The sequence below is a fragment of the Pseudomonas fragi genome (assembly GCF_900105835.1).
GTDB lineage: Bacteria > Pseudomonadota > Gammaproteobacteria > Pseudomonadales > Pseudomonadaceae > Aquipseudomonas > Aquipseudomonas fragi.
The window spans coordinates 516,051-540,407 of record NZ_LT629783.1; the positions used below are offsets into that span (position 1 = coordinate 516,051).

21 protein-coding genes and 2 pseudogenes are annotated in these 24,357 nt (G+C 60.9%); 17 read left to right on the top strand and 6 right to left on the bottom strand.

Annotated features, from left to right (window positions below; all coding sequences use genetic code 11):
* Positions 1–65 precede the first annotated feature (65 nt).
* Positions 66–2,161, bottom strand: a pseudogene (locus BLU25_RS02295) (flagellar biosynthesis protein FlhA).
* A gap of 100 nt (positions 2,162–2,261) precedes the next feature.
* Positions 2,262–2,534 (bottom strand): annotated as a pseudogene (locus tag BLU25_RS02300) (winged helix-turn-helix domain-containing protein); the annotation flags it as partial.
* Positions 2,535–2,937: 403 nt separating this feature from the next.
* On the opposite strand from BLU25_RS02300, the gene BLU25_RS02310 reads away from it, so the two are divergent.
* A complete protein-coding gene (locus tag BLU25_RS02310) occupies positions 2,938–4,065 on the top strand; it encodes a DegT/DnrJ/EryC1/StrS family aminotransferase (protein ID WP_016780754.1) in 1,128 nt (375 codons plus the stop codon).
* Between the two features lie 675 nt (positions 4,066–4,740).
* Positions 4,741–8,259: a glycosyltransferase gene (locus BLU25_RS02325; protein ID WP_083369502.1), complete on the top strand. Its 3,519-nt coding sequence runs from the start codon at positions 4,741–4,743 to the stop codon at positions 8,257–8,259.
* A 123-nt stretch (positions 8,260–8,382) separates the two neighbouring features.
* Here the strand turns inward: BLU25_RS02325 and lafA (BLU25_RS02330) are convergent, their stop codons facing one another.
* From lafA (BLU25_RS02330) to flgA, 3 genes are all read right to left on the bottom strand, one after another.
* Positions 8,383–9,264, bottom strand: a complete 882-nt coding sequence (gene lafA, locus BLU25_RS02330; RefSeq protein ID WP_016780757.1) for a lateral flagellin LafA — start codon at positions 9,262–9,264, stop codon at positions 8,383–8,385.
* A gap of 233 nt (positions 9,265–9,497) precedes the next feature.
* Entirely contained in the window at positions 9,498–10,370 is an 873-nt protein-coding gene (gene lafA / locus BLU25_RS02335) for a lateral flagellin LafA (RefSeq protein WP_016780758.1), read from the bottom strand.
* Positions 10,371–10,482: 112 nt separating this feature from the next.
* On the bottom strand, positions 10,483–11,289 hold the full coding sequence (flgA, locus tag BLU25_RS02340) for a flagellar basal body P-ring formation chaperone FlgA (RefSeq protein ID WP_016780759.1): 807 nt from the start codon (positions 11,287–11,289) through the stop codon (positions 10,483–10,485).
* Between the two features lie 110 nt (positions 11,290–11,399).
* Here flgA and flgB point away from each other — a divergent pair, with 110 nt between their 5' ends.
* The 12 genes from flgB to BLU25_RS02400 are packed head-to-tail and all read left to right on the top strand — an operon-like array spanning position 11,400 to position 21,906.
* Positions 11,400–11,750, top strand: a complete 351-nt coding sequence (gene flgB / locus BLU25_RS02345; protein WP_029611392.1) for a flagellar basal body rod protein FlgB — start codon at positions 11,400–11,402, stop codon at positions 11,748–11,750.
* A 5-nt stretch (positions 11,751–11,755) separates the two neighbouring features.
* On the top strand, positions 11,756–12,184 hold the full coding sequence (gene flgC / locus BLU25_RS02350) for a flagellar basal body rod protein FlgC (RefSeq protein ID WP_016780762.1): 429 nt from the start codon (positions 11,756–11,758) through the stop codon (positions 12,182–12,184).
* Positions 12,184–12,909: a flagellar hook capping FlgD N-terminal domain-containing protein gene (locus tag BLU25_RS02355; RefSeq protein ID WP_016780763.1), complete on the top strand. Its 726-nt coding sequence runs from the start codon at positions 12,184–12,186 to the stop codon at positions 12,907–12,909. Before flgC ends, BLU25_RS02355 begins: the two co-directional genes overlap by 1 nt.
* A complete protein-coding gene (gene flgE / locus BLU25_RS02360) occupies positions 12,906–14,093 on the top strand; it encodes a flagellar hook protein FlgE (protein ID WP_016780764.1) in 1,188 nt (395 codons plus the stop codon). The genes BLU25_RS02355 and flgE overlap by 4 nt, the downstream gene beginning before the upstream one ends.
* A 9-nt stretch (positions 14,094–14,102) precedes the next feature.
* Positions 14,103–14,831 (top strand): flagellar basal body rod protein FlgF, encoded by a 729-nt coding sequence (locus tag BLU25_RS02365; RefSeq protein WP_029611393.1) that lies wholly within the window; start codon positions 14,103–14,105, stop codon positions 14,829–14,831.
* Between the two features lie 20 nt (positions 14,832–14,851).
* On the top strand, positions 14,852–15,637 hold the full coding sequence (gene flgG, locus BLU25_RS02370; RefSeq protein ID WP_016780766.1) for a flagellar basal-body rod protein FlgG: 786 nt from the start codon (positions 14,852–14,854) through the stop codon (positions 15,635–15,637).
* 8 nt (positions 15,638–15,645) lie between these two features.
* A complete protein-coding gene (gene flgH, locus BLU25_RS02375) occupies positions 15,646–16,308 on the top strand; it encodes a flagellar basal body L-ring protein FlgH (protein WP_016780767.1) in 663 nt (220 codons plus the stop codon).
* A 14-nt stretch (positions 16,309–16,322) separates the two neighbouring features.
* Positions 16,323–17,426: a flagellar basal body P-ring protein FlgI gene (locus tag BLU25_RS02380; protein WP_016780768.1), complete on the top strand. Its 1,104-nt coding sequence runs from the start codon at positions 16,323–16,325 to the stop codon at positions 17,424–17,426.
* A gap of 11 nt (positions 17,427–17,437) precedes the next feature.
* Positions 17,438–18,535 carry a lytic transglycosylase domain-containing protein gene (locus tag BLU25_RS02385; protein WP_083369503.1) on the top strand — a complete coding sequence of 366 codons (1,098 nt, stop codon included), beginning with the start codon at positions 17,438–17,440 and terminating at the stop codon, positions 18,533–18,535.
* On the top strand, positions 18,532–19,899 hold the full coding sequence (gene flgK / locus BLU25_RS02390) for a flagellar hook-associated protein FlgK (RefSeq protein WP_016780769.1): 1,368 nt from the start codon (positions 18,532–18,534) through the stop codon (positions 19,897–19,899). The genes BLU25_RS02385 and flgK overlap by 4 nt, the downstream gene beginning before the upstream one ends.
* Positions 19,900–19,933: 34 nt before the next feature.
* The gene (gene flgL, locus BLU25_RS02395) at positions 19,934–20,839 is read left to right on the top strand and encodes a flagellar hook-associated protein FlgL (RefSeq protein ID WP_016780770.1); all 906 of its coding nucleotides are present in this window, start codon (positions 19,934–19,936) and stop codon (positions 20,837–20,839) included.
* Positions 20,840–20,859: 20 nt separating this feature from the next.
* On the top strand, positions 20,860–21,906 hold the full coding sequence (locus tag BLU25_RS02400) for a hypothetical protein (protein WP_016780771.1): 1,047 nt from the start codon (positions 20,860–20,862) through the stop codon (positions 21,904–21,906).
* Positions 21,907–21,946: 40 nt separating this feature from the next.
* Here BLU25_RS02400 and BLU25_RS02405 read toward each other — a convergent pair whose 3' ends face one another.
* A complete protein-coding gene (locus BLU25_RS02405) occupies positions 21,947–22,768 on the bottom strand; it encodes a helix-turn-helix domain-containing protein (RefSeq protein WP_016780772.1) in 822 nt (273 codons plus the stop codon).
* A gap of 114 nt (positions 22,769–22,882) precedes the next feature.
* On the opposite strand from BLU25_RS02405, the gene BLU25_RS02410 reads away from it, so the two are divergent.
* The 3 genes from BLU25_RS02410 (at position 22,883) to BLU25_RS02420 (ending at position 24,350) form a co-directional block, all read left to right on the top strand.
* Positions 22,883–23,212: a DUF2834 domain-containing protein gene (locus tag BLU25_RS02410; protein ID WP_016780773.1), complete on the top strand. Its 330-nt coding sequence runs from the start codon at positions 22,883–22,885 to the stop codon at positions 23,210–23,212.
* 122 nt (positions 23,213–23,334) lie between these two features.
* A complete protein-coding gene (locus tag BLU25_RS02415) occupies positions 23,335–24,045 on the top strand; it encodes an AzlC family ABC transporter permease (protein ID WP_016780774.1) in 711 nt (236 codons plus the stop codon).
* Entirely contained in the window at positions 24,042–24,350 is a 309-nt protein-coding gene (locus BLU25_RS02420; RefSeq protein ID WP_016780775.1) for an AzlD family protein, read from the top strand. The genes BLU25_RS02415 and BLU25_RS02420 overlap by 4 nt, the downstream gene beginning before the upstream one ends.
* The last annotated feature ends 7 nt before the right edge of the window (positions 24,351–24,357 follow it).

The following is a 24,357-nucleotide window of genomic DNA, read 5'->3' on the forward strand; positions in this document are numbered from 1 at the left end:
GCCTCAACCCCCCTGTGGGAGCGAGCAAGCCCGCTCCCACAGGGGAGGAGGCGTTCACAGCCTGTTTACCCCAGTGTGCCGATGATATTTACGCTGACGTTCTCCGGGATTTCATTCTGCGACAGCACATGCAGCCCCGGGCTGAAGACCCGCGCATAACGTGCCAGCAACGGGCGCAATTGCGGCATGACGGTGAGCACCGGCGGGTGGCCGTCCTTGCGCAGTTTTTCCTTGACCACCGGCATCGCATTTTGCAGCTGGTTAAGCAGGTTGGGCTCCACGGGAATGTTGTCCAGGCTCACCGGACCTGCCTGCTGGGCAATGCTCAAGGCCCCCAGCAGGGTGTTTTCCAGGGCATTGTCGAGCACGAATACGCTGATTTCATCGCGGCGCCCGCTGATACTCGCCACAATGTTGCGGCGCAAGGCATAGCGCACGTCGGATGCCAGCAGCACCGGGTCCTTGGTGGTCTCGCTGCTTTCGACCAGCGCCGTGGCTACGGTGACGATGTCGCGCACCGAGATGTTCTCAACCAGCAATTGGCGGTACACCCGGTGTTGTTGGGTATACGACAGCTGGCTTCTGAGGTTTTCGGCCAGCTTGGGTGCCAGTTCGGTCAGGCGCTGCATCAGGCTGTCGACGTCATCATGTTTGAAGATGTCCGCCAGGTTGTCGCGAATCACCTTGTTCAGATGCGTGGCGATCACCCCCGCGCAGTCCACCACCTGGTAGCCCAGGTTCAGGGCGCGGCTCTTTTCGGCGGGGTTGATCCACACCACCGGCATCTTGTAGGCCGGGTCGATGCCAAGAATACCGTCCACTTCGCCGTACAGGTCGGCCGAAGGAATGGCCATCAGGTGGTCGGCATGGATTTCGGCGCCCTCGATCTGCTCGCCGTTGATGTGGATGCTGTAGTGCGCCGCCTTGAGTCGCAGGCTGTCACGGATCTGGATCTCGGGCAGGAGAAAGCCCAGGTTCTCCGAGAGGGTCTGGCGCAGGCCGCGCACGCGCTGGGTCAGGGGGGCGCCCGCGGCCTCATTGACCAGACCCACCAGTTTGTAGCCCAGTGACACCGACAACCGCTCAACATGGGGGATGTCATCCCAGGCCAGGCTGTGGCTGCGCTCGTTGTGCATGGCCACGCTCAATGCGCTGACGGCTTCAAGTTCAGCGGCTTCGGCGGGTGGCTGAAAGCGCGACACACTCCAGGCCACACCGCCGACAATGGCGGCAAACCCGAGGAAGGCCAGATGCGGCATGCCGGGCACCAGGCCCAGTACCAGCAGGATCCCGGCCACGGTGTAGAGCAGTGCAGGCGAGGCCAGCAACTGACGGCGCACCTGAGTGGTGATTTCGGCAGATTCGTTGATCCGCGTCACGATCAGCGCGGCGGCGGTCGACAACAGCAACGCCGGGATCTGTGCCACAAGCCGTCACCAATGGTCAGCAGGGCAAATTGCTTGAAAGCCAGGCCCGCGGGCAGGTCGTAGACAAACAGGCCGATGGCAAAGCCGCCGAACAGGTTGATCAGCAGGATCAGGATCCCGGCAATCGCGTCACCGCGCACAAACTTCGATGCACCGTCCATTGCCCCGTAAAAATCGGCTTCCTTGGCGATGGTCTGGCGGCGCTGCTTGGCCTGATCCTGGGTGATCAGCCCGGCATTGAGGTCGGCATCAATGGCCATCTGTTTGCCGGGCAGGGCGTCCAGGGTAAAACGCGCCGTCACCTCGGAAATCCGCTCGCCGCCCTTGGTGACCACCATGAAGTTGATAATCATCAGGATCACGAACACGATCATCCCGACAATGAAGTTGCCGCCGATCACCACCTCGCCGAACGACTCGATCACCTTACCCGCCGCGCCCGTGCCATTGTGGCCCTCAAGCAGCACGATACGGGTCGAGGCCACGTTCAGGGTCAGACGCAGCAGGGTGGTAATCAGGATTACCGTGGGGAACAGCGAGAAGTCCAGCGGGCTTTTGGATGACACGCTGACCATCAGCACCAGCACCGCCATCGCGATATTGAAGGTAAACAGGATATCCAGTAACAAGGGCGGCAACGGCAGGATAATCATGGCCAGGATGGACAGGATAACCAGCGGGATCCCGATCCGGCCGCTGCGCAGCGTCGGGAGGAATATGTTCAGTACGTTCATGATTACGCCTTGTTCGCCATGCAATGACGAAGGTTGGGTTAAGTCGGTAGCCGCGACGCGGAACGGTCTGAATGATCTGCAGGTTTTTTTCGTCACCCAGGATCTTGCGCAGGGTGTACACCTGCTGGTTGAGGCTGCCGGGACCTACGACACGGTCCGCCCAGGCATAGGCCACCAGGGTGTCCCGCTCAATCACTTCACCCGGTTGCTGTAACAGGCGCTCAAGCAGCCTGCCAGCAGAATAGCCCAGTTCGACTGTGCGTTTTTCTTCGTCCCTGAACAAGGTCAGCGTGTATAGCACCGGGCAAAAGACAGCATGTTGCTGGCTGTGCATGGCAGTGGCATGTGCAAAAAGAGTGTTCATCAAGAGCATTCACCATGTAGGGAATACCACTTTACTATTAGGGGTATTTCGCCTTCTGTAGGGTAATTCTGAAGTTGATTTGCAAGATATATCTTATCTCCATTCCCCATGGGCTCCCGCCAGGGCGCAGAGGCGGAAGTGGCGCTTCCTGCAGGGGGAAGCGCTTGCGCAGAAAAGGGAAGCCAAGGCGTTTTATATAACCCTGCTGTCTTTTGAAAAAATACATATAGATCAAGTAGATAAGTCATCTTTTTGGGGTTGGCACGGCTTCTGCATTTGAGTGGCAGGCTGCCTGTTTCAGCCGGGTTTTCATCCCGGTTACAAGACGGCGGCCATGCCAATCGGGCCGATACTGCGCCAGGCCCGGTCTCGCGCTCCCTTCGGATCGCCGAACCCTTTGAAGATGCTGTTCATGGACCACGATATTTATGTAACCAGCCCCTTGCTGCCGGAATTGCAGGCATTCATGCCGTACCTGCAGCAGATCTGGGACAGCAAGTGCCTGACCAATAACGGCCCCTTTCATCAGACCTTCGAACGTCGATTGGCCGAGTATCTGGGGGTGGAACATCTGTCATTGTTCAACAATGGTACGACCGCCCTGTTGACCGCACTGCAGGCCCTGCAAATCGAAGGCGAGGTGATCACCACGCCTTATACCTTTGCCGCCACGGCCCATGCGCTGGTGTGGAATCACCTGACACCGGTGTTTGTCGATATAGACCCGCACACCTTCAACCTTGACCCCGTTGCCATTGAGGCGGCCATCACCGAGCAAACCCGCGCCATCCTCGCCGTACATTGCTACGGAGTACCGTGCGATGTGCGCGCCATAGAGCAATTGGCCGACCGTTACGGGTTACGCGTGCTATATGACGCTGCCCACGGGTTTGCAGTCGAGGAGGGCGGCGGCAGTGTATTGCGCCACGGCCACATGAGCGTTTTGAGCCTGCATGCCACCAAGGTGTTCAACACCTTTGAGGGGGGCGCCATTGTCTGCCCCGACGCGGCAACCAAGCTGCGGGTGGACCAGTTGCGCAACTTCGGCTTCGTCAATGAAACCTCGGTGGTGAGCTGCGGTATCAACGGCAAGATGAGCGAGTTCAACGCGGCTTTCGGCCTGTTGCAGCTTGAGCATATCGACCGGGCCCTGGAGCGGCGTGCCGCGATCGACGGCCTGTACCGCGCGCGGCTGGCTGATATCCCCGGTATCACCCTGTGCCGTGAGGCGCAGAACCACGGTTATTTCCCAATTCTGGTCGAGGACACGTTCCCGGTCAGCCGCGATGCCCTGTACGAGTTTTTCAAGACGCGACAGGTGTATGTGCGGCGCTATTTCTACCCGTTGGTCAGTGACATGCAGGCCTACGCCGATCGTACCGGACATGTGCAACAGCCCTTGCCGGTGGCCACGCAAATCGCCCGCAAGATCCTGTGCCTGCCGATTCATCCAGACCTGAGCCCGAGTGATGTCGAGCGTGTGGTGGCTGCTGTTCGCCACTGCGCTGTCGCCTCGCCCGGCTATCACCAGGCGCCATAGCGGCGCTGCAACCTGAGACACCACCATGACTGCTGAAAACTTTATTGCCAATTTTATTAACGCCACGGGTTTGTCACCCCGGTGGATATAAGCCTGGACAGCGAATTTCGTACCTTGCCCGAATGGGACTCGCTGGCTGCGCTGGGCGTGATCGTGATGTTTGACATGGAGTATCAAAAACCGTGTCCGGCGATGACCTGTACCAGGCCGTGACAGTGGGCGACCTGTACCGCTGGGTGGGTTGAGTCAATGCCGCAATGTGTCCTTCAACATGTCCGCTTTGCCGGCAGGGCCAGTTGTGTGCCCAAGGGCCGGGTTTCCAACATCACCGATTGCCCGCAGCCCATGCGCGGCGAACTTGAGCGTCTGGTACGCAATATCGGCATCGAATACCGCCGGGTGGCGCAACCCTGGTTACGGGCAGCCTGGCCCGGGCCGGCAGCGAAGTGGGCAAGCGCTGCGAGTGGCTGCTGGGGGCGACGCTGCCTTCGCAATTGGCGGACTACAGCTTTTATGACGCGGTATTGCCCGAAGGCGCCAGGATTTACCGCCATTGAAAATCCCTTTATCCCTCCCTGGCGCATGGAGGCAGGCCAGGCCTGTTTGTGTCGAGGTTCTCATGTTTTTTTTCCGGTTTCTCCCCGCAGCTCCCTTTGCTAACAGAAGTGTAACGCCATGAAAGATTTGCCTCTGGTCAGTGTGATCATACCGGCCTACAAAGCCTCCTGGTTTGAAACGGCGCTTGCCAGCGCTTGCGCGCAGACCTATGCCAACCTGGAAATCATCGTTTGCGATGACAGTGACGGGGCCATGATCGGCGCCATCGTCGAGCGCTATGCGGGCAGCCAGCAGGTGCCCATTCGCTATCAACGCAATCAGCAGCCCTTGCATGAAATGCGCAACACCGTCGAGTGCATACGGCTGGCCCGCGGTTTTTACATCAAGTTCCTGCACGACGACGATGTGCTGGCCCCGGACTGTGTGGCCCGCCTGGTTGCGACGATGGAGGCCGATCCGCACATTGCCCTGGCAACCTCCAGGCGCGAGCGCATCGACAGTGCCGGGCAGCCCCTGGCGGATATTCTGGCCACCGTGACAGCCTTTCCCCAGCCGGTGCGGGTCGATGGCCCGGGCCTGGTCTCGCTGCTGGCCGAGCACACCCTGAACTTTATCGGCGAGCCCAGTTGCGTGATGTGCCGACGGGCAGATGTGTTGGCCTACGGCGATCAATTGATGTCGCTTAATGGCCAGCCCATTGACTGGGTCGGCGACTTGAGCATTTACGTCAAGCTCCTGCAGTGCGGGCACCTGGCGTACTTGCCGCAGACCCTGACGTGGGTGCGGGTGTCGAGCGAGCAGTTCAGCCAGCAGGGGCGCGACACACCCGGTATTGGCCAGCAGGGGCATGACAACTTTCGTCACCAGCTTCGTGAACTGGGTTGGCACCAGCCAGTGGAGGGGCCACGGCAGGTGGCCGTGGCGCGACTGGACAACCCCGAGGTGGTACAGCAGGTTGATATCACTGCCCACCTCAATGACGTGCGTAACACCCTTGTACAACAGGAGCAGCAACGCCAGTGGCTGGCAGCGCGGGTGCCTAGCGAGCCGCAGTCGCGACTGATTGGCCAGCGCCTGGCACAAATGGCTGGGGGGCCGACGATTGCCGTGGTGGTGCTTGACCCCGCAGGCGACAGCCAGGCGCTGCAGGCGACCCTCGACAGCATTGCCCATGCACGCAGCACAGGGGTCATGTTGCAGGGGATTGTGCTCACGCCGCAGTTCCGCCGCCAGTCACCGGGCGATGACATGCAGTACTGCAGCTGCCAGCGCGACGGCTTTGTCGCACAGATCAACCGGATTGCCCGCAGTGGCGATCATCGCTGGTTGATGCTGGTGGAGGCGGGGGACCGCCTGACCGACAGCGGGATGCTGATCTCGTCCCTGGAGTTGCTGGACGACCCCCAATGCCGAGCCATCTACGGCGATGCAATGGTGCATGAACACGGCGATGTCATAAGCCCGGCCCTGCGCCCGGATTTTAACCTCGACTATCTGCTCAGCATGCCGGGTGTGATGGCCCGCAACTGGCTGTTTCGCGCCAGCGCGGTGGCCGAGGCGGGTGGTTTCAATGAGCAGTATCCAGCGGCGCTGGAGCTGGAGCTGATCCTGCGCATGATCAACCGCCAGGGCATGGTCGGCTTTGGCCATCTGTGCGAGCCGCTGGTCATCAACCAGCGCGCTGCGCTGGCCGACAGCCCCGAGTTTGCCGAAGTGCTGGGCTTGCACCTGCAGGAGCGGGGCTATGCCCAGGCGCAGGTGCTGAGCCTGCGCAGCGGTCAGTTCAGGATCCGCTACGGTCACCCACAGCGACCGTCGGTGTCCATCGTGCTAGTGCTCGATACGGACCTGCCGGCCCTGCAGCGCTGCGTTATCAGCCTGCTGGAGCACACCCGCTACCCGAATTACGAACTGTTGATCGTCAACAATGCCTGCGCCGATCCGCAGGCCGCCGCCTGGCTTGCCGGCAGCCGACAGCTGCTGGGCGAGCGCCTGCAGGTGGTGGACTTGCCGCTCGCCCGGGGGCGGGCATCGGCCATTAACCTGGGCGCGGCACAAGCCCGGGGCGAATACCTGCTGTTGCTGCGCAGCGACACGGTCCTGATGCAGGAGCAATGGCTGGATGAGTTGCTCAACCACGCCCAGCGTCCGGAGGTGGCGATTGTCGGGGCCAAGGCGGTGTCTACTGCACGCACGATCACCCATGCCGGGATCATCCTCGGCCTTGAAGAGAGCGCCGGCCACGGTTTTGCCGGGCAGGCGATGAGTGCTTCGGGCTATATGAACCGCCTGTTTGTCGACCAGAACTACAGTGCGGTGTCTGACGTGTGCCTGATGATTCGCCGAGAGGTGTTCGAGGCGGTAAATGGCCTGGATGCCGAGGTTTTCGAGCAGGGTGCTGCGGATATCGACCTGTGCCTGCGCGTGGCCCGCACGGGCTATCTGACTGTATGGACACCCCACGCCGCGATCATTCATGACCACCCGCAAACCGCCGTGCCCCTGGCTGTACGCCAGTCATTCCAGCGCCGCTGGGCAGCCGAGTTGCCCCGCGACCCGGCCTACAACACCAGCCTGTCCCTGAGCGATGCCGGCGGCTTCAAACTCGCCGATGCCCAACTGGCCTGGCAGCCGCTAAGCTGGAAACCCCTGCCGGTCATTCTGGCGCGGGCTGCGGATGTGTATGGGTGCGGGCATTACCGCATCATCCAGCCACTGCAGGCGCTGAAAAACGCCGGGCACGCCGAGGGCGCATTAATCCACGGTTTGCCCGGGCTGATGCAGCTGCAACGCTATGCCCCGGATACCCTGGTCATGCAACGGCCCCTGCAGGAGCAGAGCCTGGAGGCGATCGAAAAAATCAAGGCCTTCAGCCAGGTGTTCAAGGTCTATGAGCTGGACGACTACTACCCCAACGTTCCGCTGAAAAGCGTCCACCGTGGCAGTGTACCCAAGGACATCATGCGGTCGCTGCGCCGGGGCCTGGCTTGCGCCGATCGTTTTGTGGTGTCCACTGAACCGCTGGCGGAGGCCCTGGGCAACTTTCACTCGAAGATCCATGTGGTCAAGAACCGCCTTGACCCGCAGTGGTGGGCAGGCCTGCCGCCAAGCGCACGCAGGACTTCGCGCAAGCCCCGGGTCGGCTGGGCCGGAGGCTCTGGCCATACCGGTGACCTGGAGCTGATCGCCGATGTGGTCAAGGCCTTGTGCGACGAAGTCGACTGGGTGTTTTTTGGCATGTGCCCGCAGCGCTTGCGGCCCTTTGTCAAAGAATTCCACCCGGGCATCCGCATTGACCTGTACCCCGCGGCACTGGCCCGGCTGGATCTGGATCTGGCCGTGGCACCACTTGAAGATAACCTGTTCAACGCCTGCAAAAGCAATCTGCGCCTGCTGGAGTACGGTGCCTGTGCCGTCCCGGTAGTGTGCAGCGACGGTCCGAGCTATCGCGGTGACCTGCCGGTGACCCGGGTCAATAACCGTTTTCGTGACTGGGTGGAGGCAATCCGCATGCATGTCAACGACCTGGATGCGGCGGCTGTGGCGGGGGATACGCTGCGCGACTGCATACATCGGGACTGGATGCTGGACGAGGTCGGCCTGCAACAGTGGCGCAAGGCCTGGCTGGCGGATTGACCGCCAGGTAGACACGGCCCGCCTGGCGGGCCATTTTTTTGCTCAACGTAAAGCTGCCGTTAAAAAAAACGCCCCCGAATCACTTCGGGGGCGTTTTGTTGATACCGGGTTTGCCTGTAGGGGTTAGCCCAGCAACGACATGACCATGCTTGGCATTTGCCCGGTTTGCTTGAGCATGGAAATACCCGACTGCATCAGCATGGAGTTCTTGCTCATCATCGCGCTTTCGCTGGCGAAGTCGGCATCCATGATGCGGCCACGGGCCATTTCGGTGTTGTCCTTGATATTGGCCAGGTTGTTGGCGGTGTGGTTAAGGCGGTTGATATTGGCGCCGAACTGGCCACGCAGCTCACCGACTTTGTCCAGTGCGCCGGTCAGTTTATCGATCATGTCCTGAGCGCCGCTGACGCTGGTGATTTCGCTGCCCGACAATGTGCTGTCGCTGAACGGAACGGAAACCCCCGACAAGGAGGTGGCCAGGTCCGTGGCACCGCTAGAAACGTTCAGCTCCAGGGTCTCGGCCGTTGTGGCGCCGATCTGGAAGTTGACCGCGCTATTGAATTTGGCGGTGCTGTTGGTTGGGTCACTGCTGAACAGCTTTTCACCGGCAAAGCTGGTGTTGTCCATGATATTGCCCAGCTCTTTGCCCAGCTCGTTGTATTCGGCCTGCATTGCATTGCGGTCGGCATCACTGTTGGTGCCGTTGGCAGACTGGGTGGCGAGGTCTTTCATGCGCTGCATGATATCGGTCATTTCATTGAGCGCGCCATCGGCGGTCTGCAGCAGCGAGGAGGCGTCGCTGACGTTGCGCAGGGCCACGGCCATGCCTTTGGTCTGCGCGTTCATGCGGGTGGCGATCTGCAGGCCGGCGGCGTCGTCGGCTGCCGAGTTGATGCGCAGGCCGGTACCCAGGCGCTGCTGGTTGGTGGCCAGGGCGTTGTTGGTCTTGTTCAGGTTGGTCTGGGTCAGCAGCGACGAGTAGTTGGTGTGGATGGTCAGGGCCATGATCGAAATTCCTGTTGTGCATTGAGTGTCGGAGTAAAGGGCGGCGCAGTTTTTGTTGCTCGCTGACACTTAAAGGCGACGGATTGTTCGTTGCACTTAAACCGTATGGGCCATTATTTTCCAGCCTTTGCAGGTGCTGCTGTGCCTTGCCGGGAGCAAATATAAGGCAGCTGAAAAAGCGCCCCCGAATCACTTCGGGGGCGCTTTGTTGGTACCGGGTTTGCCAGCAGGAGTTAGCCCAGCAACGACATGACCATACTTGGCATTTGCCCGGTTTGCTTGAGCATGGAAATACCCGACTGCATCAGCATGGAGTTCTTGCTCATCATCGCGCTTTCGCTGGCGAAGTCGGCATCCATGATGCGGCCACGGGCCATTTCGGTGTTGTCCTTGATATTGGCCAGGTTGTTGGCGGTGTGGTTAAGGCGGTTGATATTGGCGCCGAACTGGCCACGCAGCTCACCGACTTTGTCCAGTGCGCCGGTCAGTTTATCGATCATGTCCTGAGCGCCGCTGACGCTGGTGATCTCGGTGCCCAGGGTGGAGCTGGTATACGACTCGGAGATATCGCCTATACCACTTGCCAGTGCTGAGACACTTCCGGAAACATTCAGCGCCAGGGTTTCATCCTTGGTAGCACCGATCTGGAAGGATACTTCGGCGCCGAACTTGCCGCTGGTACCGTCTTTGCTGAACAGTTTTTCACCGGCAAAGCTGGTGTTTGCCATGATATTGCCCAGTTCTTTGCCCAGCTCGTCGTATTCGGTCTGCATCGAATTGCGGTCGGCATCGCTGTTGGTGCCGTTGGCAGACTGGGTGGCGAGGTCTTTCATGCGCTGCATGATATCGGTCATTTCATTGAGCGCACCATCGGCGGTCTGCAGCAGCGAGGAGGCGTCGCTGACGTTGCGCAGGGCCACGGCCATGCCTTTGGTCTGCGCGTTCATGCGGGTGGCGATCTGCAGGCCGGCGGCGTCGTCGGCTGCCGAGTTGATGCGCAGGCCGGTACCCAGGCGCTGCTGGTTGGTGGCCAGGGCGTTGTTGGTCTTGTTCAGGTTGGTCTGGGTCAGCAGCGACGAGTAGTTGGTGTGGATGGTCAGGGCCATGAGCGAAATTCCTGTTTTGCATTGAGTATCGAAGTTAAGGGCGGCGCATCTTTTGTTGCCGCTGACACTCAAGGGCGACAGGTATCGGCGCCCGCTTAAATCCCGCTGAGAATTATTTTCCGGGGCGTTCCAGGATGCTGGTGACTCTGGCGCGGCCGATCACCCGGGCCTCGATAACCTTGCCGCTGGCGGTGTTCCTGACCCGGATCAGCATGCCCATGTGCCCGTCCTGCAGGGCTTCGCCTTCGGTGCTGGCGTGTATGTCGCCGTGATTGGCCACCACCGTGACGCGCTTGCCGCGGCGCACCTGCCAGGGCTCGACCAGCATGTCGCGGCTAAGCACTTGCTGGCTGCGGGTGCGACGCTTGGCGCTGAGACCGGCGACCTGGTCAATCCGGTTGAAATAGCCGCTGCTCTGGCGGCTCACCGCCACTTCCTGATAGCCGAGCATGGCGCTGGTGATGAGCTGTTCGCGCTCGATCACCCGGGTTGCCATCACGGCCTGGATATAGACCGTGGCCTGGACGGTCACGTCAACCGACCATGCCGGTGCAGAGCAGGCAAGGGTCAGGCGCAGGCGCCCGTAGCCACTCCAGTGCTGTTCTATGCCTCTGGCCTGCAATGGCTGCTCGCAGGGCCCGGTGGGGGCGCTGTCGGGCAGGGCAAAGACCTTCTGGGTAAAACGCGGGTTTTGCCAGCCTTCCTCGGCGGCCTTGTCGGCCAGCTGTTGCGTGAAGTACTGGTGTACGGCCTGGTCGACTTGCCGGTCCAGCGCTTCATTGGCTGGCGCGTTGCTGCTAGCCAATGCCAGCAGCAGGGCACACAGCGCCCCGGCGGGGGAAGCACCGCTTCCTCCCGATTGCCCGTCAGGGCCTGGAAGCGGAAGCCGGACGGTCACCGATTGTTCTGTGAGTTTCATAAATAGTCTTATAAATCATGATGTTACTGTTGTTTTTAGAAGTGGGCACGGTTCCTGCTATTACCTGCGGGCAAGAGGCACGGCCTCACCTTCAATCAATGGTACCTGCAATGAGTATAAGGATAGATGAGGCCCTCGGTGTGCATACGCGTGCGCTTGGGTTGCATATGAAACGTACCGAAATACTGGCGGCCAATCTGGCCAACGAAGACACCCCGGGGTTCAAGGCCCGGGATCTGGATTTCGCTGCAGAAATGAACCGCAACAGCGCCGCGTCCGGCAACCGTGCTCAGGCTCTCCTGCAATACCGTGTGCCGGCCCAGGCATCGCAGGACGGCAACACCGTGGAGTTGAGCGTTGAACAGGCGGCCTTCGCCAAGAGCACCTCGGATTACCAGACCAGCCTGACCTTTCTCAACATGAAATTTCGCGGCCTCAAACAGGCCATTGAAGGACGCTGACCCTTATGGCTTTTGACTCTATCTACCAGATCGCCGGCTCTGCCATGAATGCCCAGACCGTGCGCCTGAACACTGTAGCCAGCAACCTGGCCAACATCGACTCGGCCGCAGGTACCGCCAAGGATGTATACCAGGCCCGCAAGCCGGTGTTTGCCGCCGTCTATGAAAACAACCAGTTGACCCGTGGCGTTGGCATGGGCGGAGCCCATGTGCAAGTCATGGATGTGGTGACCTCGGGGCGCGAAGCGAAAAAACGTTATGAGCCCGACCATCCTCTGGCCGACAGCAGCGGCTCGGTGTTCTACCCGGACATCAGTGAAATCGAAGAAATGACCGACATGATGTCCGCGACCCGCAGTTTTGAAACCGGGGTGGAAGTCCTCAATCGTATCAAGAGTATGCAGCAAGGCCTGCTCAAACTGGGAGAAGCCTGATGAGCACCGTCAATAACGACACACGCAACACGGGTAATACCGGGCAGCAGGGGCCAAAAACTAACGGCGCTGAAATGCAGGACACCTTCATTCAATTGATGGTTGCGCAAATCAAGAACCAGGACCCCACCAAGCCGGTGGACAGCAGCGAGTTCCTTAGCCAGTTCGCCACCATGTCCCAGGTGCAAAGCCTGGAAAAAATGTCATTTCTGACCGAAAACAACATGGTGCTGCTGGAAAACCTGCAGTACCTGAGCGCGTCCACCCTGGTGGGCCAGACCGTCAAGGTCAGCACCGAACAACTGGACCTGGGCGACAAGAAAGTGCAGGCCGAAGTGGAGTTGCAACACAGCGCTTCGGACCTTGTTGCGGTACTGACCGACGCCAACGGCGTGAAAACCGAAATCCCGCTGCCACCCAGTGAGCCGGGCCGGGTCGGCTTTGATATCGACCCCCAGGCATTGGGCTTGAAACCGGGCAAGTACGCTATTGAAGTCAAGTCTGCCAGCGGTGAAAGCCTGAAGGTTGAAGTCAAGGGCAAGGTCAACAGCGTGCGCCTGGGCAGTGATGGCCCGGTGTTGTCCATCGAAGGTGTCGGTGAGGTGCCTTTCTACAAAATCACCGAATTCAGTGAAGACTCGGTGTTTGCCGGTGTCATGGCGCCCACCGGGCTCAATCCTTTCCAGCGCTCCCTCAGTCAATTTGCAAAAGGTCAACGTTCATGAGTTTCAATATCGCCCTGACCGGGCTCAATGCCGTGTCCCAGCAGCTCAATACCATCAGCAACAACATTGCCAACTCCGGCACCGTGGGCTTCAAGTCGTCGCGTACTGAGTTTGGCAGCCTGTACTCCGGCACCCAGGCGATGGGGGTCGGAGTGTTGGGGCATACCCAGAGCATGAGCCTGGGTGGCTCGCACTTTGCCACGGGCAACAACCTCAACCTGGCAATCTCCGAAAGCGGCTTTTTCGTAACCCGCAGCCCCAGCGGCGATATCAACTACACCCGCGCCGGCGCCTTCGGCAAGGACCGCGACAACTTCCTGGTGGATGCCAGCGGCCAATACCTGCAGGGCTACCCCGTGGATGCAGCGGGTAATCTGCAGGTGGGTATCGTCAGCGATCTGCGCCTGCAGAACGGCAACCTGCCGGCCAAAGCCACCGACCGGGTCGATTTCGTGGCCAACCTGGATGCCAACAAGGCAGTGGTCAGCGTCACGCCATTCGATCCGGCCAACGTCAACAGCTACACCAGCAGCCAGACCACGCCGGTGTACGACTCCCAGGGCAAGCAGCATTCCCTGACCCAATATTTCGTCAAGACCGCGGACAACACCTGGGAGACCCATTACTACGCTGGCAACACCGCAGTGGGTGGCCCCGAAAGCATGACGTTCGATACCTCGGGCCAGCTCAGCACGCCGCTGGCGCCGGTCAATATCAGCTTCACCCTGCCGGGGGTGAATGCCATGAGCATCGATATCGACTACACCCGCAGCACCCAGAGCGCCTCGGATTTCTCAGTCACGACCAACAACCCCAACGGCTATTCCGCCGGTGAAAACACCGGTGTCACGGTCGAGAAAGACGGCAAGGTCTACGCCACTTACAGCAACGGTGAACGGATGCTGCAAGGCCAGGTGGTGCTGGCCAACTTCGCCAACCCCAATGGTCTGAAAAACGAAAACAACACCCGCTGGAGCGCCACGGGCGAATCGGGTAACCCGCTGATCGGCGCCCCGGGCACCGGCCTGTTTGGCGACCTGACGGCAGGCGCGCTGGAAAGTTCCAACGTCGACATGACCCAGCAACTGGTCGGCCTGATGGAAGGCCAACGCAACTACCAGGCCAACAGCAAGGTGCTGTCGACCAACAAAGAGCTGACCCAAGTGCTCTTCAACTCCATTTGAGGATGACCGATGGATCGTTTGGGATACACCGCAATGACCGCCGCCAGCCGCACCATGACGGCGCTGGACGTGCGCGCCAACAACCTGGCCAACGTCAATACCCCGGGCTTTCGCAGCGACCTTGAGCAATCGGCCAGTGTTGCCGTGCAGGGCTACGGCTATGACAGCCGGCACCTGGCCCACTCACAGGGCAATGGTGTCAGCCTGGCGCCCGGCGCGCTGATGGCCACCGGTCGGGACATGGATTTTGCCATCAAGGGCCCGGGCCTGATCGCGGTGCAAGGGCCGGAAGGTGAAGCCTATACCCGTCACGGCAGCCTGCAGGTGGATGCCGACATGCAACTGACCCTCAACGGCCGTGCCGTGCTGGGCGAGGGCGGGCCGATCGTACTGCCTCAGTTCGACTCTATCCGCATTGCCGGTGACGGACGCATTTCGGTGCTGCCCCGCGGCGAGCCGCTAATGGTCGAAATCGATCAGATCAAACTGGTGGACGTGCCAGCCGGGCAATTGAGCAAGGACAGCGCCGGGTTGCTGGTGACCCGCAATGGCGTGCCAGCGGCAACCGACGACAACGTGCAACTGGTGTCCGGGTTTCTGGAAGCCAGCAATGTCTCGGCCATCGATCAGTTGGTCGGGACCATGAGCCTGAGCCGGTTGTTCGAGACCCAGGTAAAGATGATGAAAGCCGCCGAGGACTTGTCCACGTCGGGTAACAGTTTGATGCGCGGCAATTGATGCCCGCCAGGAATTGACACATGAGCTCTGCACTCTGGATCAGCAAGACCGGCCTGGCCGCGCAAGACAAGGCGATGGCCGCCGTGGCCAACAACCTGGCCAACGTCAACACCGTCGGTTTCAAAAACGACCGCGTGGTGTTCGAAGATTTGTTCTACAGCATTGAAGTCCCGCCCGGCGCCCAGGCTGACGAGGTCAACACCGTGCCTACGGGCATTCAGCTTGGCAGCGGCGTGCGAGTGGTGGGCACGCAAAAGGTGTTTACCGAAGGCAACGTGCAGACCACCGGCCAGCCGATGGATCTGGCCATCAGTGGTCCGGGGTTCTTCCAGATTGAAGGCCCCAACGGTGAAACCTTCTACACCGAAAACGGCCAATTGCAACTCAATGCCGAAGGCATGCTGGTCAACACCCAGGGCCTGCCGCTGAGCCCGGCAATCCAGCTGCCGGTAGGGCACAAGAATTTCATGGTGGGCACTGACGGGATTGTCACTGCGATTTTGCCCGGGGGTACCGAGCCGGTTCAACTGGGGCAGATCACCCTGGTCAACTTTGCCAACCCGGCCGGCCTGCAGGCCCTGGGCGGCAATTTGTACCAGGAATCGGTTGCCAGTGGTGCGCCGGTCGAAGGCGTCGCCGGCCAGGATGGCCTGGGGCAGATCAAGCAGGGCCAACTGGAAGGCTCCAACGTGGAAGTGGTGGAAGCAATGGTCTCGATGATGGCCATCCAGCGCGCGTATGAAGCCAATGCCAAGGTACTGGACGCCTCGTCCGGTATGTTGAAATTCCTTAACCAGACTGTCTGAGCAGGCCTATGCGTATTTTCATCCTGTTGTCTCTGGCGTTACTGCTCGGTGGTTGCCAGAGCTTCAACGAAATGCTGCCTGATGAGGACTCCAGTGTCTTCGAACCGCCGCCGCTGGATTACAGCGTGCCGGCCACCAGCAGTGGCGGGCTGTACCGTCAGGGGTACGGCGGTTCGCTGTACCAGGACAAGCGGGCAGTTCGGGTGGGCGACATTCTGACCATCGTGCTCGATGAGTCGACCCAGTCGAGCAAAAGTGCCGGCACCAGCTTCGGCAAGAAGTCGGGTGTAGGCATCGATATCCCGACCATCATGGGCAAGGCCTATCCCAATCTGGAAACCAAGCTGGGCGCGGGTCGGGACTTTTCCGGCTCATCCAACAGCTCGCAGCAGAACACCCTGCGCGGCTCGATTGCGGTGACGGTGCATCAGGTCCTGCCCAACGGCACCTTGCTGGTCAAGGGTGAGAAGGCGCTGCGCCTGAACCAGGGGGACGAGTTTATTCGCCTGGCGGGGCTGGTGCGCATTGACGACATCAACCGCTACAACCAGGTGTCTTCCCAGAGCGTGGCCAACGCCCGTATTTCCTATGCCGGGCGAGGGGTGCTCAATGACAGCAACTCGCCAGGCTGGCTGACACGCTTTTTCGCCAGCCCCTTGTTTCCGATGTGAGTGGACAGTTTTTTATGCGTAGCGTTCTCAATAGTGGGCTGATTGCACTGGCCCTGTTGCTGGCCTTGCCCGTGCGGGCAACCCCGCTGATGGATCTGGTGGATATCGAAGGTATCCGTGCCAATCAGGTCATCGGTTATGGCCTGGTGGTGGGGCTTGATGGCAGTGGCGACAAGAATCAGGTCAAGTTTACCAATCAGTCAGTGGTCAACCTGGTCAAGCAGTTCGGCATCAACCTGCCGCCCAATGTCGATCCCAAGTTGAAAAACGTGGCAGCGGTGACGGTAACGGCAACCATTCCTGCTTCGTACAGTGTCGGGCAGACCCTGGACGTGACGGTCTCGTCCCTGGGCGATGCGAAAAGCCTGCGCGGAGGGCAACTGTTGCTGACCCAACTGATGGGCGTGGACGGTGAGGTCTATGCCCTGGCCCAGGGGGCGGTAGTGGTGGGTGGGGTCAAGGCCTCGGGGCGCAGCGGTTCGAGTGTGGCGGTCAACAGCTCCAACTCGGGGCTGATCCCCAACGGGGCGACGGTCGAGCGGATGATCCCCAGCGATTTCAATGAGCGCGCCGACGTCATGCTCAACTTGCGCAAGCCCAGCTTCCAGACCGCCAGCCGGGTTGCCGAAGCGGTCAATGCGCGCTTTGGCGCCGGCAGCGCCACGGCCCTGAGCGGCACCAAGGTGGCGGTAACCGCGCCGATTTCCAGCAACCAGCGGGTCAGCTACATGGCGGTGCTGGAGTCGCTGGACGTGCAGGAAGGCCGGGTGCGACCCAAGGTGGTGTTCAACAGCCGCACCGGCACCGTGGTGGTGGGGCAGGGGGTGCGGGTCAAAGCTGCGGCCGTATCCCACGGCAGCTTGACCGTGACCATCAGTGAAACCCCGCAGGTCAGCCAGCCGGGGCCGTTCTCCGGCGGGCAGACCGCCGTTGTACCGCGCACCGACATCGACGTCAGCCAGCAGCGCAACCCCATGTTCGCCTGGCCCGATGGCGCCGACCTGGACAACATCATAAAGACGGTGAACAGCCTCGGGGCAACACCGGATGATGTGATGAGCATCTTGCAGGCACTGGAACAGGCAGGTGCCCTGAACGCTGAATTGATCGTGATTTAAGGTCCATCGCCATGAGCATTACCCCTATTTCGCAACACCGTAAACCGCTGCAGCACACCCCCGGCGATGCAGCTGTGGCGCGTCAGGCCAAACTGGAAAATGTCGCGGAGCAGTTCGAAGCGATGTTCCTGCAGCAGATCCTCAAGCAAATGCGCAAGGCAGGTGACGTACTGTCCGAAGACAGCCCTATGCGCAGCCGCCAGGGCGATACCTTGCGCGAGTTCCATGATGAAGCCTTGGCCCAGAATCTGGCTGGCCAGCGCAAGAGCGGCATTGCCAACATGCTGGTCAAGCAGTTGTCCCATGGCCAGGCACCTGTCACACCGGCGGTTGCGCCGCTGCAGAACGGGCAGTGCGCCACGCCAGTGGCTCCTGTGGGGTTACTGGAGGCAAACAAGGCGTTGACCGCGGTGCGGGCAACCCATTACGACATGCCGCCTGCCGCCCCGAAACCGCACATGGTGGACAGCCTGCTGGCGCCCATTGTCAACACCTGGCAGCGCGGTATCGACAGCCTGGGCAAAGGTGCCGCCGGGTTGATGGCGTTGGTTGAAAAAGTCATCCAGTACGAGTCCGGTGGCCGCGTGGCGGTGGTATCGCCCAAGGGCGCCCGTGGCCTGATGCAACTGATGCCGGGGACCGCCCGGGAAATGGCCCAGGAGCTGAACCTGCACTACAGCGAGCAGCGTCTGGTCCGTGATGGCGAGTACAACAAGCAGTTGGGCACGGCCTACCTGGACAAGTTGCTCAAGCGCTATGACGGTGCCACGGCGCTGGCGGTGGCCGCCTACAACGCCGGCCCCGGGCGGGTAGACGAATGGCTCAAGAGCAATGGTGACCCGCGCAAGGGTGCGATTAGCGTCAGCCAGTGGGTTGAGCGCATTCCCTTCAAGGAAACCCGCAACTATACCCGGTCGATCCTGGCTGATCTGGGCAAGCCCGCGCTGCCGCGCACGGTGCGTGTTGAGGAGGCGGCATTTAAGTCCGCGGCCGATAGGGTCGCCTTAAACACTCAGGCCCCCACTTCCACCGTCAACCGTGCAACCGAACGCACTTCACCGGCCTTTGCCCAGAATGTGCGGGTTGCGCGCAAGGAGATTGAAACATGAGCCTTATGAGCCAGATCGGTTATTCCGGTGTATCAGCGGCACAAATCGCCCTGAACAGCGCTGCGCAGAACATTGCCAACGTCAACACACCAGGCTACAGCCGGCTGACTACCCAGTTGGGCTCGGTCGGCGGGCAAGGCCAGCAACAGGTGGGCGGCGGGGTCCATGTCATCGGCGTCAAGCGCATGAGCGACAACTTCAAGACTCAACAGCTGTGGCGCGCTACCACCGACATGCATTACTACCAGGCCGGCCAGGACTACCTCAGCTCGCTCGAAGGGGTAATGGCGGGCGAAGGCTCCAGCCTGGGCACCGGGCTCAACAACTTTTATGCGGCCCTGAGTGCGGCCAGCAGCAGCCCCGGTGATATCCCGTTACGCCAGCAGATCCTGTCCGAGATGAAGAACCTCAGCCAGCGCTTCAACGGGCTCAACAACAATATCGACAACCAGCTCAAGGCCCTGCATGAGCAGCGTTCGGCCATGGGCAACGAAATCAACGGCCTGACCCAAAACCTGGCGCTGCTCAACCAGAAGATCATCCAGGCCGAGTCCGCCGGTGCCGACAGCTCGGCGCTGCGCGACCATCGCGAGTCGCTGGTGGGCGAGCTGAGCAAATACGCCGACCTGCGCGTCAACGAAAGCCGTGACGGTTCGCTGACCGTGTCCCTGGCCAACGGCCAGCCGCTAGTCAGTGGCAAGACTGCCGGGCAATTGTCGATCAGCCTCAACGCAGCGGGCGAACAGGAAGTGGCCCTGACCTTTGCAGGTACCAGCTTCCCCTTGCGCCAGGACAGCCTGGGTGGTGCCTTCGGCGGGCTCTACAGTGTTGAGCAGAACAGCCTGCTGCCAGCGCGTGAAAGCCTCAAGGAGATGGCGCAGGCCCTGGCCACCCTGGTCAACGATACCCTGGCCGGCGGCTACGACCTCAATGGCAACCCGGGGCAGCCGCTGCTTGCGTTTAACCCCAACAGCAGCAACGGTCTGCTCCAGATCAATGACCTCAAGCCTGAGGAATTGGCGTTTTCTGACACGGCCGGGGAAAGCGGTAACAACAAGGTGTTGTTGGCGCTGATCGAACTGAAAAACACCCGGGTCACGGTGGGCGGCAATTCAGTCACTCTCAATGAAGCCTACAGCGGCATGCTGGGTGACGTGGCCAGTGCCAGCCGGCAGAACCAGGCCGATCTCAAGTCCGCCTCGACCGTCGTTGAACAAGCGCAGAACCAGCGCGACAGCGTGAGTGCGGTGAGTGACAGCGAAGAAGCCCAGGCCGTTATGGAATACAACAAGGCCCTGCAAGCCAACATGAAGGTCATCCAGACGGCCAACAGCATTTTCGACACCATTCTGGCGGCTGTTTGACACCCGGCCCCGACTTGATTAAAGGCTTACGACCATGCGAATCAGCAACGCCCAAACCTCTGCCCTGATGCACGCCAACATGAACCGCAATGCCGAAGCCATTGGCAAGTTGCAGGCGCAAATCGGCAGCGGCCTGCGCATCCAGAAACCTTCGGACGACCCGATTGCCAGCGCGCGGTTGATGCGCATCGAGCGCGAGCAGGCCAGCCTGGGGCAGTACAACCTCAATATTGGCCGCGTATCGGACAACCTGATGGTGCAGGAGACCTATTTGAAATCCGCCTCCGACGCCATGCTCAGCGTGCGCGACCTGCTGTTGTGGGCCAGCAACGACAGCAACAGCGGCGAGGATCTGTCAGCCATCGCGGGGGAAATGTCGAGCCTGGAGCAGAGCATTGTCAGCTACTTCAATGCCAAGGACGAGGCGGGCAATTACCTGTTCTCCGGCACGCTGAGCAACACCCCGGCGGTCACCTTCGATGCGGCCACTGGCAGCTATACCGTCACTGGCAATGACCAGTACCGCCAGGCGGTGGTCGGCAACGGGGTAATGATTGATGACAACGTGACTGCCCACTCCATTCTGGGCAGCGGTGCCGACCTGCTCAACGATCTGCACGGTCTGATCGACAGCCTGAAGAGCGCGCCCAATGACCCGGCCACCCGCCAGCAGCTCAAGGACACGCTGGAGTCCCTGGACCAGACCCACGGCCGGGTGCTGGGCCAGTTGACCGAGCTGGGCGGGCGGCAGAACACCCTGAGCCTGCTGGGCAACGGCAATGCCGATGTGTCGCTGGTCAACCAGAAGATCCAGGGTGACCTGTCGCAGCTGGATGTGGGCGCTGCCTTCTTGCAGGTCAGTGGCTACGAGCTGTCGATGCAGGCCAGCCAGAAGGTCTATACCCGCGTGGCGGCTATCTCCCTGTTTGACCTGATGTAAACCGAGCCGGAACACCAGACATGAAAGTTGTAAACGAACGTTCGGCCATCGCCTCCTATGACCTGGGCATGCGTACCCGGGCCCAGTTGCGCGATACCACCCCCCAGCAGCGCGTCGGTAATGCCAGGTCGCCCGAGGCTGCCCCTGCGCCGCGTCAGCCGGGTAAAATGGCGGGGCTGAGCCTGCAATTGAACCAGCAGTCGTCCTCTATCCAGGCCGCGCACCGTTACCTGACTCAGGTGACCGAGCAACTGAGCAGTTTTAAACGCGATCTGGGCCGTGGCCTCAGCGGCGCCACCAAGGGTGGCCCGGACGTTGAAACCCTGGGGCGCTCGGTCAAGCGCCTCAACCACCTGCTGGAGAACCGCAGCCGGTTGTCCGCCGCCAGCGTCGATGCGCAGCTGGGCCTGAATCTGGATCAGCCCTTGCGCAGCCGTTTTACCATCAAGGGCCTGGAATCACTGCAGGGTGTGCAGGCCTCGGGCAGCGAGACCCTGTTGTTCAGTGCCGGGCGCCACATGCCGGGGCCGATTGCCGTGGTGCTGGACGATGACCTGAGCGACAGCCAGATCCTGCGTCGCTTCAACACCAGCCTGGCCCAGGCCGGCCTGCATGCCGAAGTCACCGCGCAGTCGCAGTTGCGCTTTTCGGCCGCGGAGTCGCAGTGGGGCAAGCTCAAGGACCAGATGTCGATCCAGGGTGAAGACAAACTCTTCCCCCGGGCCAGTTTCAGCCCGGTGCAAAGCCGGGAAGAGAACCTGCTGGGCGCGCCGCTGGTTGCTCCCCAAGGCACCAGCCGCGCCGAACTGCGCCAGTTGCTGGACACGGTGGACAAAGGGCTGGTCAGGGTCAACGGGGTGATCGAGCAGCTCAACCAGCGCCAGGGGCACGCCCGGGAGCAGATCGGCCGCCACGAAAGCCGGGATGAAAAACGCTGGGCCCATGATTTCGCCACGCGGGCCTTTGCGCATGACACGGGGCAGGGCCGTGACTACCTGCAGGTGGCACAACTGGTGCAGTGCCAGGCCAATGTGTCGCGGCACCGGGTGGTCGGGCTGATGGGCTGACGCCACGGGCTGGCTGCGCCAGTACCTTGCCCTGCAGCCGTCAAGCCTCTTGCGGGAGCAACAGTGACTGTTCGTAGGCGCGGGTCATGACCTGCCAGGTGCCGGCATCGGCCGGTATCAGGTGCTCGATGCGCAGTGACGTGACGGTGATGTCCAGCGGCATGCCGAAGGTGGTGAAGGTGGACATGAAGTTCAGCTCGCCATGAGGGCAGGCAATACGGGTCAAGACCAGTGGCGGCATTTCCCGTGGTGGGGCTGCGGGGGTGTCCGGGGCTTTGAGGGTTTGCATAAGGCTTGCCAGTTCGGGGTTGGCCAGGGCCTCGCGGCTCGCCCGTTGCCAGGCCAGGTTTCTTATTTCTTCGTGGTTGATCAGGTGATCGCCCAGGCCACCGGGTTGCACCAGGGTGGTCAGCAGGTTCAAACCTTGGGCCGCCTCTGCGGGCAACCCGACCAGATTGAACAGGGCTGCAGTACTGGCGTTGGCTGCCAGCACCTCCCAATGACTGCCCAGCACGATCGCCGGAGCCGGATTGTTGGCGTGCAACACATGGCTGATGGCTTCACGCACGGCGTCCATTGCCGGTGAAGACAGCGGTGTGGTTTCGTAACGTGGCGCATAACCCGAGGCCAGAAACAGGCTGTTGCATTGCTCCAGCGGAACCTCAAGGGCCATCAGCAGGTTATGCAAGGTGCCGGGCCCGGGTTTGGCGCGCCCGGTCTCGATACAGCTCAAATGGCGTTGGGAAATTCCTGTGACCAAGGCCAGCTCCAGCTGGCTCATGCGGGCCTGACGGCGCAGCAAGCGCAGTTGCGGGCCAGCAGTTGTCGGGGCGTTGATGCGGGGAAAGGTCGGGTTGTTCATCCATAAACTCTGACAGGGGTAAACGGCCGGGTCCATGACCCGTGAGGTCATTGCCGGTGGGGCAAAAGTATCACTAACTGGGCCCTTATCCACTTCGTCAATTCGGTAAATCCAATGAAAAAGCCCTATCTCGCCCTTGCCGCCTTGCTCGGTTTCTCTGCTTATACGGCCTTCACGATGTTGACGGCCCAACAGTCCCTGGTGGCTTTCGCACTGGAGTTGATGGCCAGCCCGGACACCGCCCAGGTGGTGATCGACCTGTACCTGCTGGCGGCGCTGGCATGCGTGTGGATGTACCGCGATGCACGCGGCAAAGGCCGCTCGCTGGCCAGTGTGCTGCCATACCTGCTGCTGACGGCGGTGTTCGTTTCCATCGGCCCGCTGCTGTATATCGTGGTCGAGGGGTTTGCCCGCACCCCGGCACCATCTGCCGGGTATCGCTGAAAACGCCCCGCAAACCTTGTTATTGCGACATCTCGGACATTTGCACACTGGTGTGGATTGGATTCACCCCCGCATAATGCTGGCACAAAAACAGTATGGCGTAGCGCAGAAGGGGTGATGGGTTGTCGAACAGTGATAACAGCGTGGTCGAGCTGAACTGGGCCGAGGTAGGGGATGGTTTCAAGCAACTGTTGCCCATTTCCATGTTTGTCGTGATCTTCGGTGTGGCCTTCGGCCTGGCTGCCGCGCAGACCGGTTTGGACAACAGCGCCAGTTTGTTGATGAGCGCGTTGGTATTTGCCGGGGCCTCGCAGTTTGGCGCCCTTGATCTGTGGGGCGCACAGGTGCCGGTCGTACCCCTGATCGTCACGGTGTTTGCCATCAATGCCCGCCATCTGTTGATGGGCGCGACCTTGTATCCCTGGCTGCGCGAGCTGCCTGCGGCCAAGCGCTATGGCGTGATGATGGTGATCTCGGACGCCAACTGGGCGATGTCGATGCAGGCGTTCAACAGCGGCAAGTCGGGTATCGGCCTGATCCTGGGCGGTGGCCTTGCTCTGTGGGCGGCCTGGGTGCTGGGCAGTTGGCTGGGGGTGTATTTTGGCAGTGAAATCCAGGACCCGGTCAGCCTGGGGCTGGACATGGTCATGGGCTGCTTTTTGCTGGCGATGGTGATTGGCGGGCAAAAAAACCTGCGCATGCTGATTATCTGGTGCGTGGCAGCTGCTTCGTCGCTGCTGGCGTACCGCTATTTGCCTGAAAACAGCCATGTGGTGGTCGGCGCATTGGCGGGCGGTGTGTTGGGCGCGGTGTGGATGGAGAAGAAAAAATGAGCATCGATACCGCCGGCTACGGCACCTTCATCATTGTTTTGATCATGGCTGTGGTCACGCTGATCACCCGTTTGGGCGGGGTTTTCGTGATGTCCTTTGTGCCCATCAACTACCGGGTGCAGCAATTTATCAGTGCCATGTCGGGCTCGGTGCTGGTTGCCTTGCTCGCGCCCTTGGCCCTCAACGGGGATAACGGCGCACGACTGGCGTTGCTGACCACGGCGGCAGTGATGCTGCTGCTCAAGAAACCGCTGCCGGCGATTGCCGCCGGGGTGATCGCGGCTGCGCTGTTCAGGCATCTGTAAAGGGCTG

Coding starts and splice junctions, on each gene's coding strand:
- flgA (WP_016780759.1), bottom strand. CDS start 11,289: ATGAAACTCACAGAACAATCGGTGACCGTCCGGCTTCCGCTTCCAGGC.
- BLU25_RS02405 (WP_016780772.1), bottom strand. CDS start 22,768: ATGAACAACCCGACCTTTCCCCGCATCAACGCCCCGACAACTGCTGGC.
- BLU25_RS02385 (WP_083369503.1), top strand. CDS start 17,438: ATGAGCATTACCCCTATTTCGCAACACCGTAAACCGCTGCAGCACACC.
- BLU25_RS02400 (WP_016780771.1), top strand. CDS start 20,860: ATGAAAGTTGTAAACGAACGTTCGGCCATCGCCTCCTATGACCTGGGC.
- flgB (WP_029611392.1), top strand. CDS start 11,400: ATGAGTATAAGGATAGATGAGGCCCTCGGTGTGCATACGCGTGCGCTT.
- BLU25_RS02380 (WP_016780768.1), top strand. CDS start 16,323: ATGCGTAGCGTTCTCAATAGTGGGCTGATTGCACTGGCCCTGTTGCTG.
- BLU25_RS02355 (WP_016780763.1), top strand. CDS start 12,184: ATGAGCACCGTCAATAACGACACACGCAACACGGGTAATACCGGGCAG.
- BLU25_RS02310 (WP_016780754.1), top strand. CDS start 2,938: ATGGACCACGATATTTATGTAACCAGCCCCTTGCTGCCGGAATTGCAG.
- BLU25_RS02410 (WP_016780773.1), top strand. CDS start 22,883: ATGAAAAAGCCCTATCTCGCCCTTGCCGCCTTGCTCGGTTTCTCTGCT.
- flgC (WP_016780762.1), top strand. CDS start 11,756: ATGGCTTTTGACTCTATCTACCAGATCGCCGGCTCTGCCATGAATGCC.
- flgG (WP_016780766.1), top strand. CDS start 14,852: ATGAGCTCTGCACTCTGGATCAGCAAGACCGGCCTGGCCGCGCAAGAC.
- flgH (WP_016780767.1), top strand. CDS start 15,646: ATGCGTATTTTCATCCTGTTGTCTCTGGCGTTACTGCTCGGTGGTTGC.
- flgE (WP_016780764.1), top strand. CDS start 12,906: ATGAGTTTCAATATCGCCCTGACCGGGCTCAATGCCGTGTCCCAGCAG.
- lafA (WP_016780758.1), bottom strand. CDS start 10,370: ATGGCCCTGACCATCCACACCAACTACTCGTCGCTGCTGACCCAGACC.
- BLU25_RS02420 (WP_016780775.1), top strand. CDS start 24,042: ATGAGCATCGATACCGCCGGCTACGGCACCTTCATCATTGTTTTGATC.
- lafA (WP_016780757.1), bottom strand. CDS start 9,264: ATGGCCCTGACCATCCACACCAACTACTCGTCGCTGCTGACCCAGACC.
- flgL (WP_016780770.1), top strand. CDS start 19,934: ATGCGAATCAGCAACGCCCAAACCTCTGCCCTGATGCACGCCAACATG.
- BLU25_RS02365 (WP_029611393.1), top strand. CDS start 14,103: ATGGATCGTTTGGGATACACCGCAATGACCGCCGCCAGCCGCACCATG.
- flgK (WP_016780769.1), top strand. CDS start 18,532: ATGAGCCTTATGAGCCAGATCGGTTATTCCGGTGTATCAGCGGCACAA.
- BLU25_RS02325 (WP_083369502.1), top strand. CDS start 4,741: ATGAAAGATTTGCCTCTGGTCAGTGTGATCATACCGGCCTACAAAGCC.